We start from the raw sequence: 15,722 nt of genomic DNA on the forward strand, positions 1-15,722 counted from the left end.
TCGTTATCGCTCAGTTTAAAGTGTGTACTGAGCGAGATGTTTATATGGTTTTCATGATCTTAAAATCATAACGATCAATACATAAAATTAAAATTGAGAAAAACAATCCCAAAGCAACGCAACCAATCCATGCATAATGTTCCCAAGCATAGACAGCACCTAAAGAACCTAATGCAGCGCCTGAAAAGTAAATGGTCATATATACAGCATTAATTCGTGAGCGTGCTTGACCATCAATACGATAGACTAGATTTTGATTCAAAACATGAAATGCCGTGAGACCAAAATAGCTCATCAATACGCCAAGTGCATAAATGAAGATGTTCTGTTGCGCGAAATATAATGGAATACAAGAGAACAGCATCAAGGTGATACATAATTTAGCGACAAATTCTTCTTTCCCTTTGCCAACCGTTTTACCAGACCAACTCGAGGAATAAATTCCGATAATACCTAACAGACCAAATAGACCAATTTGAAAATCAGTAAATTGATATGGGGCACTCCCTAAAACAAAAGTCATCGATGTAAACACCATTGAGAGAATGCCAAATCCTAGGGCACCCGCGCAGGCACGGCGTATGAGATGCGGATTATGCTTTGCGATGCTCCAAAGTGATTTGTAAATATCGGTGACTTGTAAATGCGAAGCAGGTTGAGTGTTGGGGAGTTTTTTCCACATTAAACATGCAAAACATAAAGTCAAAATACCACTAATGAAATAAACGCCTTCCCAAGACCAATAAGTTGAAACAAAGCCGGCAAATGTCCTAGATAAAATAATCCCCATGACCAATCCGCTCATGAGTTTACCTACAACTGCCGAGCTTAATTCCGGTGGGCTAATGGAAGAAGCAAATGGAATTAATACTTGTGCTGATATGGCTCCAAATGTTGCACAAAGGGTAAAGATATATAAAGTGCTAATATCTGAGCTGAAAGACAAAAGGATCTGCGAAATTGCCGCAAATATCATTAAACTCACAATGAGTTTTCGTTTATTAAAAAAATCTCCAAGGGGTACCAAAAGCATGAGTCCGAGCATATAACCCACTTGAGCGATAACCACGGTAAATCCAGCTTGGCTGGTCGAAATTTCTAAACTTCTTTCGATTGAATAAATCAGTGGTTGATTGAAATAGGCTGAACCTGCACAGACACCACAGGCCAAAGCCATAATAAGCACGAATTGTGAGGATAAAGGGGTAGCAGAGCGATCCATATCAAAATCTTAGAGTGCAATTTAATGCACTATAGGCATTATTTTGTGGTTTCAGAAATAAATAAAACCAATGATGTCATTTGATAAAACAATGAGTAATGAATAAATCAAATTTAATGCAGTGATACACCAAAATATTAAAGACTCAATTTATGAAAAAAGTCGCTAACTTATTCTCAACCTGCATAAATATAGTCGAGAAATACTTTAAAATATGGCAGAATAGGCGGTTTTAAAGTTTTTAGAGGATTGGCATTATGCGCTTTGTTGATGAAGCAGTCATTACCGTAGAGGCTGGCGACGGTGGCAATGGCGTAGCCAGTTTTCGCCGTGAAAAATTCGTACCATTTGGTGGTCCAGATGGTGGTGATGGTGGTCGTGGTGGCAGCGTATATATTCAAGCTGATGACAACACCAGTACGCTTGTAGATTATCGTTATACCCGTAGATTTCGTGCTGAACGTGGTAAAAATGGTGCTGGCGCAAACTGTGCAGGTCGCGGTGGTGAATCCGTAACACTATATGTTCCAGTAGGAACAACAATTGTAGATACTGAGTCTGGCGACATCATTGGTGATTTAATTGAAAATGGTCAACGTGTTCTTGTTGCTCAAGGTGGTGACGGTGGTTTAGGTAACACTCACTTTAAGTCATCAACGAACCGTTCTCCACGTAAATGTACACATGGTAACAAAGGTGAGTTCCGCGAAATTCGCCTAGAGCTGAAAGTTTTGGCAGATGTTGGCTTATTAGGTATGCCAAATGCGGGCAAATCAACATTTATTCGTGCTGTCTCTGCAGCAAAACCAAAAGTAGCAGATTACCCATTTACAACTATGATACCTAATCTTGGTGTTGTAGATGCAGATCGTCACCGTTCATTTGTAATGGCTGATATTCCAGGTTTGATCGAAGGTGCTGCAGAAGGTGCAGGTCTTGGTATTCGCTTCTTAAAACATTTGGCGCGTACTCGTATTCTTCTACATATCGTGGATGTACAGCCAATTGATGGATCAGATCCAGCTTATAATGCTAAGGCAATTTTAAATGAACTTTTAAAGTTCTCTCCAACATTGTCAAAACTCCCAGTGGTGTTGGTTTTAAATAAAGTAGATCAGTTGCCTGAAGACTCAAGAGATGAGTGGTGCAATCACATCCTTGAAGAGTTGAAATGGGAGGGTCCAGTATTTAAGACTTCAGGCTTGATGTCTGAGGGAACCAAAGAAGTCGTTTATTATTTAATGGATCAAATTGAACAACAGCGCGAACGCGAAGTTGAAGATCCAGAGTATGCAGCAGAAATGCAAGCATTCCGTGATCAGCTAGAAGCTGAAACACGTGAACAAACCATTGCCGCTAAAGAGGCTTATCGTGAAATGCGTCGTAAACAACGTCTTGCGAGTCAAGAGGATGACGATTTTGACGATGATGAAGATGATGGCGAAATGGAAGTGTACTACGTACGTTAATCTCTTTATATAAGAGACAGAGGACAAGATGATAGAAGTGGTAGATGGGCAACGTCAGCTCAAGGGTTGCAAAAGAATCGTTGTTAAAATCGGATCATCTTTACTCACAGCAAACGGAAAAGGTTTAGATATAGATGCAATCTCGCATTGGGCGGGGCAAATTGCAGATCTACACAATGCAGGGCATGAGATTATTCTTGTGTCTTCCGGTGCTGTGGCTGAAGGTATGGTTCGAATGAAACTTGAGAATCGACCCACGGATCTACCCAGTCTTCAAGCTTGTGCTGCCATTGGTCAAATGGGGCTGATACAAACTTGGTCAAGTGTATTGTTGAATCACAATATTCAATCTGCCCAAGTTTTATTGACTCATGATGACTTGGCTGACCGTCGACGTTATTTAAATTCTTGTGATGCTTTACAGCATTTAATCGATTGGAAAGTGATTCCAGTGATTAATGAAAATGACACTGTATCCACTGATGAGATTCGATTCGGAGACAATGATACTTTAGCTGCAATGGTTGCAGGCCAAGTTCATGCTGACTTGCTGATTATATTGACAGATCAAGAGGGGATGTTTGATTCAGACCCGCGTTCAAATCCTAATGCGAAGTTGTTCCATACAGTTCGTGCATTAGATGAAAGTTTGTTTGATATGGCAGGTGGTGGTGGTAAGTTTGGTCGAGGTGGAATGCTGACCAAAGTGCGTGCTGCACGTTTAGCCGCGAAATCAGGATGTCCTACACTGATTGCCAGTGGAGACAGTAATCATGTGTTAACTCGATTAATGTCGGGTGAGATGCTGGGTACGTTGTTTATCACTGATAATGATCGAATAACTGCTCACCAACAATGGTTAGCTGCGCATTTGCAAACTGCAGGGCGATTGGTGATTGATGATGGTGCTGTGAAAGCAATCAAAGAAAATCATCGGAGTTTATTGCCTGTAGGTGTGAAAGCAGTTGAAGGGCATTTCGAGCGTGGTGATGTGGTGGAGTGTGTGGATCAGCAACGGCATCGCGTCGCAGTTGGTCGTGTCAACTTTAGTTCACGTAGCGCTGAAATTGTCAAAGGCTTACCCTCGGATAAGGTACACCAAGTTCTAGGTGAAGCACGTTCATTAGAAATGATCCATCGCAATCATATGGCGATCTATTAATTTCTTATTAAAAAAAAGCTCGCTTAGGCGAGCTTTTTTTGTGGGTCAAGATCGGGTAATTGATGAGATGATCCGACCATATAAGGATAATCAGCCATATCTAACATCGCTTGATCCTCATAAGAATTTCCATAAGCATAAATTGATTGAAATTGGTCTACATCATATTGCTTGAGTATGCGCTGTCTTTTTTCTTCGCCACTACAATCAGGAGAAGAATAATGACCCGTATAAAACTGATTGAGCACTTCAGTTTCAGTACAAATCAAATCTACATTTAAAATCTGAGAAATGGGTTTTAAATAAATATCAATGGATGCAGAGACAATCGCAATGCGGTCACCACGGAGTTGATGCTTGATTAATTGTTCATAAATGGGTGAGTTTAAGTGTTGTTGTAATGAATGGGCGTATTCAAGTGCAATCGGATCTGCATCAGACCTAGAAAATCCAGTAAACATTGCCTTGAATAGCTTAGGGCGCATTGCGTGCGCGGGGTAAATATTTAAAAAATAGGCTTGAATCCAAGGCAAGGTTTTTAGTCCTTGCTTAACAATATGTCGTTTTGATAAGGCGTAAAAGATAAAGCTAGTAAAACTATCTTTATCACATAATGTTCCATCAAAATCAAATAATGCTAGGTTTTGATTCTTTTTGCTTTCTGCATACATGTTTGATATCGACCGTTAACTCGCGTAGCAAACCAGTTGGTATTGTAGTCGCGACTAAGCTTAGGACCTGAAATAACCACTTCAGGCATAATGGCATAAAATTTTTCTTTTCCAATTTTCTTTTCGTAAAGCTCAGTCACAGCTTTATAAGTTTGCGTATCTTCAAACTTTTTCTCTTTTTCTTTCTTTAAATCAGCTCGAATTTGACGAGGTGTAATAAATACATTATTTGCGGCAAATACATTGATAAGTTCTTGTTCAGATTGACTCTTTTCAGCTTTTGGATTGCCATTTTTATTGTACAGTAATAAGTCGCCATCAAGCGTTAACTCTGCTGCTGTTAATTCATTGAGCATGCTTTGGAAAGCGGCGTTACGACTTGAATACATGCCTGAATTGTAGTCTGCAAAGCGATATATGGGTTGATCATAATCTGCTGGATACATCATCAGGCGGTGAATACCATAATAGAGTCCGCCATATTGACTATAAAGGTCTGATCTTAGATCAGCGATACTTCCACCTTGGCGCTTATGATCTTTTGCATAGCTAATATGAACTTGCATAGAGCCTAAAGTGGTAATGGGATTTAGTTTTTCACCAATATCTTGACCAACGAGTTTAGCTGCACCAGTAAGTGCACTGACATGGTAGTGTTTTGCCATGTGAGCAAAAATCTCACGATACAATTCATCTAATTCTCGTTCGGTAGACACTTTCCGCATTTGTTTCAGATAGTTGTCTTCAGGGGTTGGCTGATTTTTTAAGACCTCTTGGAAATAGCCCGCAACTGTGCCTCCGATACTATCCCCTAATTTATCTTTAAATTTTTCATCTAAACGATCATCAATTTCTTTAACTGCTTTGGCACCTAGTCCGGGTACATGGGGATCTGCAACAAAATTAGATTCTTGATCGACTACAGCAATAATGGTACACACATTTTCTTTCGTTTGAGGTATACCAAGTTGCTCGGTTATTTTATAAATATCCTCGGCCCATGAACCACGATTATTAACGCGGCCAGGAATGAGTTTTGAGATTTGTTCTGCATCAATCGTTTTGTCTTGTGTGTTCCACCACGATGAGTCACCACAAGCACTCATGAATAAACTTAATGTAGCAACACTACAGGCTTTAAAAATTACATTAGAGCGAAAGCTATTTTTCATAAATGCAAAGTATCAGCGATAAAGATTCTAGCGAAGTATACTATTTCATTCACGATTTGTGAGAACTTATATGTATACAAGATGATGGCAGCATGCTTCAAATCAAAATCTAAGTTTTGAGCTTAAGTTCATCCATTAACATTCAAGCAAAATGAGATAAAACATATTTTTAGTTTCAAACGTTATATAATTTAATGCTTGTATCCAATTTCAATCTCTCAATGAGTGCAGATTTAAAAAGTTAAGCATTCTGAAACTGTTTCATCATCATTGGTATTATTCATGTCTCAACATCCTGTGATCCGTGATTTATTTGATCGCGAAAAAACAACTCCTGTTTTTGTAGCACCCATGGCAGGTGTAACGGATCGACCATTTAGAACCTTGTGTAAATATTTTGGTGCAGGACATGCAGTTAGTGAAATGATGACTTCTGACAAAACGCTGCGTATGAGCAAGAAAAGTCTCTACCGAGCCAACTTTGATGGGGAAATTGCTCCAATTTCAGCACAAATAGCAGGATCAGACCCACGGGATTTAGCTGAAGCTGCACGATATCAAGTGTCAAATGGTGCTCAAATCGTTGACATCAATATGGGCTGTCCAGCGAAAAAGGTGTGCAATAAATTAGCAGGTTCTGCACTACTACAGGATGAAGACTTGGTAGCCAGAATTTTAGATGCGGTGGTCGAGGCAGTAGATGTCCCTGTAACACTTAAAACGCGCTTAGGATTTTTAAACGGACATGAAAATATTATGCGTGTGTCGAAGCGCGCAGAACAAGCGGGTATTGCAGCTCTAGCATTGCATGGTCGTACACGGGAAGATATGTATTTAAATACTGCACGTTATGATCTAATTAAAGAAGTGAAGCAAAATATCTCTATTCCAGTCATTGCAAATGGAGATATTGATAGCCCAGAAAAAGCCAAGTATGTATTAGATCATACTGGTGCTGATGCCGTGATGATTGGCCGAGCTGCACAAGGTCGTCCATGGATTTTTAGAGAAATTGCTCATTATTTAAAAACGGGACAGCCACTTGCAGCCCCATCGATTGCTGAAGTAAAAGAAGTTCTATTGGGTCATTTGAATGAGCTATATGAATTTTACGGTGAGTATTCAGGCTGTCGTATTGCACGTAAACATATCGCGTGGTACACCAAAGGTCTCCACTCAAGTAATGAATTTCGTCAGAATATGTACAAAGTAGAAAGTACAGCGGAACAAGCCAAGGTCGTAGCCAATTATTTCGATTTACTTTTGTCAGAAGGGCAAATTATGAGTGATGTTCAAGTGGAATCTGTGGATTTATTAAAATCAGGTTGAGTTTCTATATGTCAGCACTCAACTCAGATAAGTTATTCATACATTCTACTGTTGAGATTCAAGAGGTTGTAAATTTATTTCAGAATCCGATTTTTTCTCTTCAGAAGAATGTAATTGATCTTGATTTAAATTCTGAGTATCTAGCTGCTCAATATTATGTTGAGTGGACTGATCATTATCTTGAGCATGTGAATAGGTGTCTATTCCGAATCCAATCGCCACAAGTGCTAATAATACAAAACCCATACTTTTCGCTACATAATTTAACAATTCATTGTAAATTAAAAAACTACAGCTCGATATGGGTTTTATCGATTATTTAAGCATCATATTGATCAATTTCTAATATGATTTGATTGATTAAATCAGGCGCTTCTAAAGCTCTGATTTGATTTACATTACTTCCTGCCCAGAATGCACCGAAGCTTTCATCATTATTGGTTAATGCTGTTGCATTAAGTTGTTTACCTAAATCATATGCATAAGGGTAGGGAGCAACTAACTCACGCTGAGGTAAATCTACGAGAGTTGACCAACTGTTGATTATCCCTCTCGCTGGTCGCCCAGAGATGCTTGAAGTGATTTGAGTTAAAGGCTTGCTTAATAATGCATTACGATAAGCAGCATTAGCAGCTGAACTCTTGCATTGTACAAATGCAGTACCGAGTTGTACGGCTGAAGCTCCGAGATTCATCATATATTTAGCTTGAAATCCATTCATGATTCCACCAGCTGCTACGACAGGTATCTTGCAGGTAGGAACAAGTAATTTTATTAAATCTGCTGTTTTGATTGCACTGTCAAAATGCTCATTAAAAATACCACGGTGTCCTCCCGCTTCAATACCTTGTGCAATGATGATATCAATCCCAGCGTCTTCAATTGCTCTAGCTTCCGCTAAGTTCGTTGCTGATACCATCGTAATAATACCAACCTCTTTGAGGGCAGCTATTTGATGTGCATGAGGTATCCCAAAGTGAAAACTCACCGCCTTAGGTCGAGTTTCCAAGACTAAATCTAAAAAATCATCAGTATCTAAAAAACTGGGGTAAATACATTTTAATTCTTTGGGTGGTTCAGTATTAAAGTTATCAAAGTGGGGTTTTAGATAATTTATCCAATTTAGATTCCGTTCAGAATCAAGTTCAGTTGGTTTGTGGCAAAAGAAATTCACCTGAAAGGGTAAATCTGTTAATTTTTGAGTTGCAACTATTTGTTGTCGAGCATTTTGGATACTGGCAGCACCTAAACCAAGAGACCCCAATCCACCTTGATTGGATACTTCAGCTGCCAGTTCTGGTGTGGATACCCCAGCCATTGGCGCTAAAAAAATGGGGTGCTGAATGGATAATTGTTCGAGTAAAGACATAATCAAGCTCCATGATTCAATTTCACTTTGCACAATCATGGTCAGAGAATCAAATTATATTCATTATTTAGTGCGAAAATGCAAAGCGTCAAACTGTGTCGCATGAGTGATCACTGACATTTGGTAGAATAAATAAACAATTATAATATTCGAAATCTCATTGCTTCCCCATACATATATGTCTGATCGTATCCGTGAAAAATTACAGATTTTAGCTGATGCTGCCAAATATGATGTGTCTTGTTCCTCAAGTGGTAGTAACCGCAAGAACAAAGATAAAGGTCTTGGTAATACAGGTTCCGGAATTTGCCATAGTTATACCGAAGATGGTCGCTGTGTTTCATTATTAAAAATTTTATTCTCAAATGTCTGTATTTATGATTGTGCGTATTGTGTCTCTCGCCGTTCAAATGACGTAAAGCGAGCAGCATTTACCGTCCAAGAAGTGGTAGATCTGACCATTAATTTTTATCGTCGAAACTATATAGAAGGGTTATTTTTAAGTTCAGGAATTTTTAAATCCGCGGATTACACCATGGAGAGAATGCTTCAAGTCGTAAAAAAATTAAGACTGGAAGAAAATTTTAATGGGTACATTCATCTCAAAACTATTCCGGGTGCTTCGCAAGAAATTATTCATGAGGCTGGACTGTATGTCGATCGGATGAGCATTAACTTAGAAATGCCGACAGAAGAAGGCTTGGTGAAATTTGCACCTGAAAAGTCGCATGCAGAAGTGCAGAAAGATTTAGGTATTGTGAGAGACCGTTTGATTGAATTGAAAGATGAGAGAAAACTAATCAAGTCGGTTCCTAAATTTGTGCCTGCAGGTCAGACAACTCAAATGGTGGTCGGTGCGCATCACGAAACAGATCGTGATGTAATCTTGATGGCTGACAAGCACTATAAAGATTTTAAATTAAAAAGGGTGTATTACTCAGGATATATACCTATCAATCCAGAAGAGTCTGCTTTACCTGTTGTAGGTTCTGCACCGCCGTTATTGCGAGAAAATCGCTTATATCAATCAGATTGGTTAATGCGTTTTTATGGATTTGAAGCCAACGAAATTGTGGATGAAGCACATCCCAATTTAGATTTAGAGGTTGATCCTAAATTAAGTTGGGCTTTAAGACATCCAGAGCAGTTTCCAGTGGATATTAATACTGCTGAATATAAAATGATTTTGCGTGTTCCTGGCATTGGTGTGAGATCTGCTAAGAAAATTGTACAGGCTCGCCGTTTTGGAAAAATTCATATCGATCAGTTAAAGCGCTTAGGCGTTGCTTATAATCGTGCTCAACATTTTATTCGATGTGCTGATACACCTAAGTTTAAAAGAGAACAGCACGCTCATCAGATCCGCCAGCAGATTTTACAAAGTGGGCAATCAAAATATGTGAAACAACTGTCACCTCAACTAGGATTTGGGTTTTAAATGGCTGTGTATGTTTTTGATGGTACCATGACTGGGTTGCTGTGCTGTGTTTTTAGAGCTTTTCAATTCAAAGAGTTCGACGTAAAAGTTCAAACTGAAGGAAACGCTCACCAGAATTTGTTTGATGAGTCAGTCCGAGTTTACAGTGAAGAAAAGCAAGCTGAACGAGTCTGGCAAGGTTTAAAATCTAAAATTTCTGCTTCAAGTTTACGTAATTGGTATTTTACTTTTTTGTCTGAGCAGGAAGTGGCATACCAACATCTATTTGATTATTCCATTTATATCTTTAAGCACCAATATGCCGTTGAAAAAAATTTCGGTCATCGTGATGTTTTAGCGCTTGCACAATGGGCTAAACAAGTTGGTCGTGAAAAGCACCGAATGGAGGCATTTGTTCGCTTTAAAAAGTGTAGGGATGGTTTGTTTTTATCATTAGTAAGACCAGATTTTAATGTTCTGCCTTTAATCTCTAAGCATTTCAAAGCACGTTATCAAGACCAGCGTTGGTTAATTTATGATGAAAAGCGACGCTACGGAATTTACTATGATTTGAAGCAAGTCCATCAAGTTAATTTGAATGCAGCCGAAATTGATCAAAATATCCATATAGGTTCTAGTCAATCATTCATGATTGAACTCGATGATCAAGAAGAGCTATATGATCAACTTTGGAAGGATTATTTTAAGAGTGTAAATATAGTGGCACGTGATAATCCTAAGTTGCATGTTCAATACGTACCTAAAAGGTATTGGAGATATATGAATGAAAAGCAGGTTTAGTATGATTTTTTAAAAATAAGTTATTGAATTTATTTGATAAAATATAATAAAAACAATTTTGTAAGAGTGTTTTAAATTTATACTACTAAAATTATTAATATTTTTTTATTATATTTCTTTAGGGGTTATTTACATAAGTTATTGAATTATATATTTATATATATTGTTCTTAGATTGCATTGAAATTTAATTATACTTTATAGGTATATATTGGGTCATAAAATAAAATTATTTGTATTTTTAATATTCAAAATTAACTTATGAATTTTTAATTTTCATTTTTTTTCTAAAAATATCAAAACTTAATTTTATATGAGTTAATTTTTATGACGATTCATATTTAGTCATCTCAGCCCAATTGGACTCTATAAATCTTTTTTTCTTAGACTAATAGTTAAGCCCGACTTTTTCATTCAAAAAGTGAATGTCACTAGAATTTCGACCTTTGAAATTATTTAACGCGCAATTCATTTTTGAGTGTGAAATTTATTGCATTTAACAATGGATTCACTTTTTTGAATTAGAAGGGTCTTCCATGGATATTCACGTTGATGAGCAATCTCAACCACCTAAGAAGCAAAAGTTTTATCAAATTTTATATGTTCAAGTCATCTTTGCAATTATTGCGGGTGTCACACTTGGACATTTTATGCCGGAGTTGGGGGCAAGTTTAAAACCTCTTGGCGATGCTTTTATTAAAATCGTCAAAATGATCATTGCACCCGTTATTTTCTTGACTGTGGTCACGGGTATTGCTGGTATGACGAATATGGGCGCAGTGGGGCGAGTGACGGGTAAAGCAATGGCTTACTTTTTAACTTTCTCTACGCTTGCGCTGATTGTGGGCATGATTGTTGCTAATCTTATTCAGCCGGGTAAAGGTCTTAATATCGATCCTGCTGCTTTAGAAGGTGACAAAGTTTCAACTTATGTTGAAAAAGCTCAGGATGCCTCTATTGTTGACTTCTTCATGAATATCATACCAAAGACTTTAATCAGTCCTTTGGCGGGTGGTGATATTCTTCAGGTTTTATTTGTTGCTGTTCTATTTGGTTTAGCGCTTGCAGCGGTGGGTGAAAAAGGGAAACCAGTTACAGACTTCTTAACGACACTGACCGCTCCGGTATTTTACCTTGTCGGTATGTTGATGAAACTAGCTCCAATTGGTGCATTTGGTGCGATGGCGTATACGATTGGTGCTTTCGGTATTTCGAGTATTGGAAATTTACTATTATTAATCGTAACGTTCTATATTACTTCACTTTTATTTGTTCTGCTTATTCTGGGAGCAGTTGCACGATACAATGGATTTTCTATCATTGATCTCATCCGCTATATCAAAGATGAATTATGGTTAGTATTAGGCACGAGCTCTTCTGAAGCTGCACTGCCAACGCTGATGAATAAAATGGAAAAAGCGGGTTGTGAAAAGTCGGTCGTTGGTTTGGTCATTCCAACTGGATATTCATTTAATTTAGATGGTACAAATATCTATATGACGATGGCTGCTCTTTTTATTGCTCAAGCCTGTAATATCGATTTGACCATTTGGGAACAGATCACAATTTTGTTGGTTGCGATGATTAGTTCAAAAGGGGCTGCAGGTGTAACGGGGGCGGGCTTTATTACTCTGGCAGCTACATTATCCGTTGTTCCAGCATTACCTGTTGCAGGGATGGCACTTATTTTAGGTATCGATCGTTTTATGTCTGAATGCCGCGCATTAACTAACCTTGTTGGCAATGCTTGTGCAGCAATCGTTGTAGCACGTTGGGATAATGCATTAGATAAAGAACAATTAGATGCAACTTTGAAAAAGAAAGTAGAGGCTTGACTTCACTTTTAATATCTAAATCTTAAGCCCATCTTCGGATGGGTTTTTATATAGATGATGCAGCATTTAACAAACTCAAAGTAAGCACATTAAGACTTATTATAAGAACAAACTTTGGTGACTTAGCTGATTTCAATCGGCTGAAATTTAATACTCCTTTCTTTTTCTTTTTCTTTTTCTATTAAGTGGTTGTAATTGCACTATAGAAAGATAAAAACGCCCAATTGAAATTAGGCGTTCTCAAATATCGATATTTGCTGATTAGCAACCTGTAATTTTTTCAGGCTGAGGCTTTTCATTCGGGAAAAATAGTGGACGAAGTTTCACACCTATACCATTACCAATAAAAGCGAAAATCAGCCATAACCACCCATGTAGACTGCCTGATGCAATGCCGCTGAAATAAGCACCGATGTTACAACCGTATGCTAATCGAGCGCCATAACCCAACATGATCCCCCCAATGACAGCTGCTAGAATTGAGCGTTTAGGGATATTGAGACTCGGTGCAAATTTTCCAGCGAGACCTGCTGCAAGTAAAGCGCCGAGCATGATGCCAAAATTCATCATAGAGGTGATATCAAACCACAACGAATTTGCTAAAGCTTTAGCATTTCCAGGTTGTTGCCAATAGTCCCAAGCTGTTACATCAATTCCGACTAATGTTGCACCTTTCGCTGCCCATACTGCGAGTGCAGATGTGACACCCCATGGGCGACCAGCCAATGCAAGCGTGGTGAAATTAAGCAGGGTGAGAATAATACCACCCCAAATTAAAGGCCATGGTCCCTTTAAGAAACGTTTCCAGCCTTGATGTGCTGCAACAGGTTCTTGTTCAAGCTGACCGTGGCGTTTTTTCTCGAAGTAGACTGTTGCTAATGCGATCAAACCAAATAGCACGAAATTGAGTATTAGCGCTGGAATAACACCAAAGCTTTGTACTACTGAAATAGGGGCTAAGTGTGGCAGTGCAAACCACCATTCAATATGTGAAGTAGCGATCAGTGAGCCTAAACAGAAAAAGAATAGAGTGATCAGCATACGTGAGCTACCACCACCGACTGTATAGAGTGTCCCAGATGCGCAACCACCACCCAGTTGCATGCCAATTCCGAAAATAAATGCACCAATCATCACGGACATCGATACGGGATTGACGTTGCCTTTAACGGGTTGACCAAATAATTCACCTGCACCTAAAGCTGGGAAGAAGAGCAGCACTGCCAGTGCGAGCATAATCATTTGTGCACGTAAACCACGACCTTTGCGTTCTTTAATAAAAACGCGCCAGCTCGATGTAAAACCAAATGATGCATGGTAGAGCGTCATACCAAGCGCACCACCAATAAGAAATAACAGGGCTTGATTAATTCCCACAATTTGATAAGCACCAAGGGTGCCTACAATCAATAAAACAATAGCGATCCAGACCGATGAGTGTGATCGGTCAGATTGAGCTGCAATAATGGACATGAAGATAAGAAAAGCTGATAAAACACATCAGTATTTTAATTGATTGATTGTGGGTTGATAGTCCTACACTGCATTTATGCATTAAATGCTGCTGAGTAATATTGATTTTATATATTTGTAATTCTTATATGTTAGCCGACATGTACATTAAACAGTGAGCCAATCCAACTTGAAAATGCCATCGCTGCGATTCCCCAAAGCGTAATTCGCAATGCAGATTTTACTTTAGACGTTCCAGCAAAATATCCGGATAAAGCCCCTAGAATAAATAACGCTAAAATGCAAAAAAAGGCAACACTGTATTCTAAATATGCAGGAGGACTAATCAGTATAGCAATCATCGGACAAGCTGCACCTATTGAAAAGGCGGTGGCAGAAGACCAAGCGGCTTGAAAAGGTTGAGCTGTTGTATTTTCATGGATACCAATTTCATCACGTGCATGTGCAGCTAACGCATCATGCTCGCTCAGTTGTATAGCAACTTGATGAGCAAGTTCGGGTGATAGTCCTCTTTGTATATAAATATGCGTTAATTCTTTCAGTTCGATTTGTGGATTGCGTGCTAACTCACTTGCTTCAAACTTTAGATCAGCTTCTTCGATATCAGACTGAGATTTTACTGAAATATATTCACCAGCTGCCATGGACGTTGCGCCTGCAATCAAACCAGCAATACAAGTGATTAAAAGGGTATGTTGATTCGCGCCACTTGCTGCCATCCCCATGATTAAACTAGTGACTGAAATTATACCGTCGTTGGCACCAAGAACAGCAGCTCTTAACCAACCTGTGCGATGTATATAATGTGGTTCTGTATGGTGCGAATAGCTCATAGGATTTTGTCTTATTATCTGAAAATGTTATTCAAAAATGAGTTGTTATTCATACAGTATAGGCTTGATTCGTATTTTGGGGCTGTATAATTGCTCTGTTAGAGAAAAAATTAAAGCCTCTAAAGAGGCTTTAATTGGTAAAAATCAAATTATTGTTGAGCTTTTTCTTTTACATTCGCTGCACCTTCTTCTACAGCTGCCGCAGCATTAGCAGTTGCTTCTTTAGCCGCTTCTGAAGCGTTGTGCGCAGCGTTTTCAGCATGTGCAGCAGCATTATCTGCAGCTTGTGCTGTCGCATCAGCAGCATTGTCGACTGCAGTTGCAGTTGATTGAGCTGCATCTTCAGTCGCATTTTGAATATCTGCACCTGCTTGTTCAGCAGCATTTTCTAAATGTTCACCAGTTGTCGCGCCAGTTTCAGGAGCTTTATCCTTATTACACCCAACCAAAGCAACTGTAGCAGCAAGACCTAAAGCAACAAGAATCTTATTCATTTTATCTTCCTTTTTTAATTCAATGATTATCCAAGTAGCATGGATGAGAACAATATAAGCAGATTTTAAATAAAGTTTTATTCAAAAATTGTAAAGATAATATTGGCTTATAAAAACGCCCCGAGAAAGAGTTTTCTCAGGGCTACACTTTAATGCGGTATATTAAGGCTGAAATTACTGTCCAGAACGAATGATGTAATCAAACGCTGACAGTGATGCTTTCGCGCCTTCACCAGTGGCAATGATGATTTGTTTATAAGGTACTGTTGTACAGTCACCCGCAGCGAATACACCTTTTACATTGGTTTCGTTGCGATCGTTAATCACAATCTCACCACGGTTGGTTAATTCAACTTGGGTTTCTTTTAAGAAATCCGTGTTGGGTAACAAACCAATTTGTACGAAGATGCCCGCAAGTTCAACAATGTGCTCCTCATCCGTCGCACGGTCTTTGTATTTCAGTGCAGTCACTTGTT

15 protein-coding genes are annotated in these 15,722 nt (G+C 38.7%); 6 read left to right on the top strand and 9 right to left on the bottom strand.

The annotated features are described in order from the left end of the window. Positions 1–40: 40 nt before the first annotated feature. A complete protein-coding gene (locus AC1M9M_RS07125) occupies positions 41–1,222 on the bottom strand; it encodes an MFS transporter (protein WP_481595985.1) in 1,182 nt (393 codons plus the stop codon). Between the two features lie 257 nt (positions 1,223–1,479). Between AC1M9M_RS07125 and cgtA the strand changes: the two genes are divergently transcribed. Together cgtA and proB are read left to right on the top strand one after the other, a co-directional pair. Then, positions 1,480–2,691, top strand: coding sequence for an Obg family GTPase CgtA (gene cgtA, locus AC1M9M_RS07130; RefSeq protein ID WP_481595986.1), 1,212 nt, complete (start codon positions 1,480–1,482; stop codon positions 2,689–2,691). Between the two features lie 28 nt (positions 2,692–2,719). Beyond that, the gene (proB, locus tag AC1M9M_RS07135; protein WP_035265485.1) at positions 2,720–3,853 is read left to right on the top strand and encodes a glutamate 5-kinase; all 1,134 of its coding nucleotides are present in this window, start codon (positions 2,720–2,722) and stop codon (positions 3,851–3,853) included. A 23-nt stretch (positions 3,854–3,876) separates the two neighbouring features. Here the strand turns inward: proB and AC1M9M_RS07140 are convergent, their stop codons facing one another. Both AC1M9M_RS07140 and AC1M9M_RS07145 read right to left on the bottom strand, forming a co-directional pair. Next, positions 3,877–4,524, bottom strand: coding sequence for an HAD-IB family hydrolase (locus tag AC1M9M_RS07140; RefSeq protein ID WP_481589042.1), 648 nt, complete (start codon positions 4,522–4,524; stop codon positions 3,877–3,879). Beyond that, on the bottom strand, positions 4,491–5,696 hold the full coding sequence (locus AC1M9M_RS07145; protein ID WP_092767037.1) for a DUF1615 domain-containing protein: 1,206 nt from the start codon (positions 5,694–5,696) through the stop codon (positions 4,491–4,493). Before AC1M9M_RS07145 ends, AC1M9M_RS07140 begins: the two co-directional genes overlap by 34 nt. A gap of 282 nt (positions 5,697–5,978) precedes the next feature. Between AC1M9M_RS07145 and dusB the strand changes: the two genes are divergently transcribed. Then, complete coding sequence (gene dusB / locus AC1M9M_RS07150) at positions 5,979–7,025, top strand: tRNA dihydrouridine synthase DusB (protein ID WP_180028412.1); 1,047 nt, start codon at positions 5,979–5,981, stop codon at positions 7,023–7,025. A 45-nt stretch (positions 7,026–7,070) separates the two neighbouring features. Here the strand turns inward: dusB and AC1M9M_RS07155 are convergent, their stop codons facing one another. Next, positions 7,071–7,271: a hypothetical protein gene (locus tag AC1M9M_RS07155; RefSeq protein WP_481590320.1), complete on the bottom strand. Its 201-nt coding sequence runs from the start codon at positions 7,269–7,271 to the stop codon at positions 7,071–7,073. A gap of 73 nt (positions 7,272–7,344) precedes the next feature. After that, a complete protein-coding gene (locus AC1M9M_RS07160) occupies positions 7,345–8,394 on the bottom strand; it encodes an NAD(P)H-dependent flavin oxidoreductase (RefSeq protein WP_481590321.1) in 1,050 nt (349 codons plus the stop codon). Between the two features lie 178 nt (positions 8,395–8,572). On the opposite strand from AC1M9M_RS07160, the gene AC1M9M_RS07165 reads away from it, so the two are divergent. From AC1M9M_RS07165 to AC1M9M_RS07175, 3 genes are all read left to right on the top strand, one after another. Then, positions 8,573–9,832, top strand: coding sequence for a putative DNA modification/repair radical SAM protein (locus tag AC1M9M_RS07165; protein WP_481595987.1), 1,260 nt, complete (start codon positions 8,573–8,575; stop codon positions 9,830–9,832). Continuing rightward, on the top strand, positions 9,833–10,612 hold the full coding sequence (locus AC1M9M_RS07170; protein ID WP_481595988.1) for a TIGR03915 family putative DNA repair protein: 780 nt from the start codon (positions 9,833–9,835) through the stop codon (positions 10,610–10,612). Between the two features lie 535 nt (positions 10,613–11,147). Beyond that, entirely contained in the window at positions 11,148–12,446 is a 1,299-nt protein-coding gene (locus AC1M9M_RS07175) for a dicarboxylate/amino acid:cation symporter (RefSeq protein WP_035265514.1), read from the top strand. Positions 12,447–12,707: 261 nt separating this feature from the next. Here AC1M9M_RS07175 and AC1M9M_RS07180 read toward each other — a convergent pair whose 3' ends face one another. The 4 genes from AC1M9M_RS07180 to AC1M9M_RS07195 form a co-directional block, all read right to left on the bottom strand. Next, positions 12,708–13,919 (bottom strand): YeeE/YedE family protein, encoded by a 1,212-nt coding sequence (locus AC1M9M_RS07180; RefSeq protein WP_481595989.1) that lies wholly within the window; start codon positions 13,917–13,919, stop codon positions 12,708–12,710. Between the two features lie 131 nt (positions 13,920–14,050). Then, positions 14,051–14,752, bottom strand: a complete 702-nt coding sequence (locus AC1M9M_RS07185; protein ID WP_035265394.1) for a VIT1/CCC1 transporter family protein — start codon at positions 14,750–14,752, stop codon at positions 14,051–14,053. A gap of 149 nt (positions 14,753–14,901) precedes the next feature. After that, positions 14,902–15,246, bottom strand: a complete 345-nt coding sequence (locus tag AC1M9M_RS07190; RefSeq protein ID WP_035265393.1) for a hypothetical protein — start codon at positions 15,244–15,246, stop codon at positions 14,902–14,904. Positions 15,247–15,420: 174 nt separating this feature from the next. Continuing rightward, positions 15,421–15,722 (bottom strand): FAD-dependent oxidoreductase (locus AC1M9M_RS07195; protein ID WP_481595990.1); only part of this gene is annotated, 302 nt, incomplete at its 5' end.

Source organism: Acinetobacter sp. ANC_7503 (assembly GCF_056780035.1).

What these genes read in the sequence shown, in the direction of transcription:
- AC1M9M_RS07125 (WP_481595985.1), bottom strand. Translation starts at nt 1,222, where the DNA reads ATGGATCGCTCTGCTACCCCTTTATCCTCACAATTCGTGCTTATTATG.
- cgtA (WP_481595986.1), top strand. Translation starts at nt 1,480, where the DNA reads ATGCGCTTTGTTGATGAAGCAGTCATTACCGTAGAGGCTGGCGACGGT.
- proB (WP_035265485.1), top strand. Translation starts at nt 2,720, where the DNA reads ATGATAGAAGTGGTAGATGGGCAACGTCAGCTCAAGGGTTGCAAAAGA.
- AC1M9M_RS07140 (WP_481589042.1), bottom strand. Translation starts at nt 4,524, where the DNA reads ATGTATGCAGAAAGCAAAAAGAATCAAAACCTAGCATTATTTGATTTT.
- AC1M9M_RS07145 (WP_092767037.1), bottom strand. Translation starts at nt 5,696, where the DNA reads ATGAAAAATAGCTTTCGCTCTAATGTAATTTTTAAAGCCTGTAGTGTT.
- dusB (WP_180028412.1), top strand. Translation starts at nt 5,979, where the DNA reads ATGTCTCAACATCCTGTGATCCGTGATTTATTTGATCGCGAAAAAACA.
- AC1M9M_RS07155 (WP_481590320.1), bottom strand. Translation starts at nt 7,271, where the DNA reads ATGGGTTTTGTATTATTAGCACTTGTGGCGATTGGATTCGGAATAGAC.
- AC1M9M_RS07160 (WP_481590321.1), bottom strand. Translation starts at nt 8,394, where the DNA reads ATGTCTTTACTCGAACAATTATCCATTCAGCACCCCATTTTTTTAGCG.
- AC1M9M_RS07165 (WP_481595987.1), top strand. Translation starts at nt 8,573, where the DNA reads ATGTCTGATCGTATCCGTGAAAAATTACAGATTTTAGCTGATGCTGCC.
- AC1M9M_RS07170 (WP_481595988.1), top strand. Translation starts at nt 9,833, where the DNA reads ATGGCTGTGTATGTTTTTGATGGTACCATGACTGGGTTGCTGTGCTGT.
- AC1M9M_RS07175 (WP_035265514.1), top strand. Translation starts at nt 11,148, where the DNA reads ATGGATATTCACGTTGATGAGCAATCTCAACCACCTAAGAAGCAAAAG.
- AC1M9M_RS07180 (WP_481595989.1), bottom strand. Translation starts at nt 13,919, where the DNA reads ATGTCCATTATTGCAGCTCAATCTGACCGATCACACTCATCGGTCTGG.
- AC1M9M_RS07185 (WP_035265394.1), bottom strand. Translation starts at nt 14,752, where the DNA reads ATGAGCTATTCGCACCATACAGAACCACATTATATACATCGCACAGGT.
- AC1M9M_RS07190 (WP_035265393.1), bottom strand. Translation starts at nt 15,246, where the DNA reads ATGAATAAGATTCTTGTTGCTTTAGGTCTTGCTGCTACAGTTGCTTTG.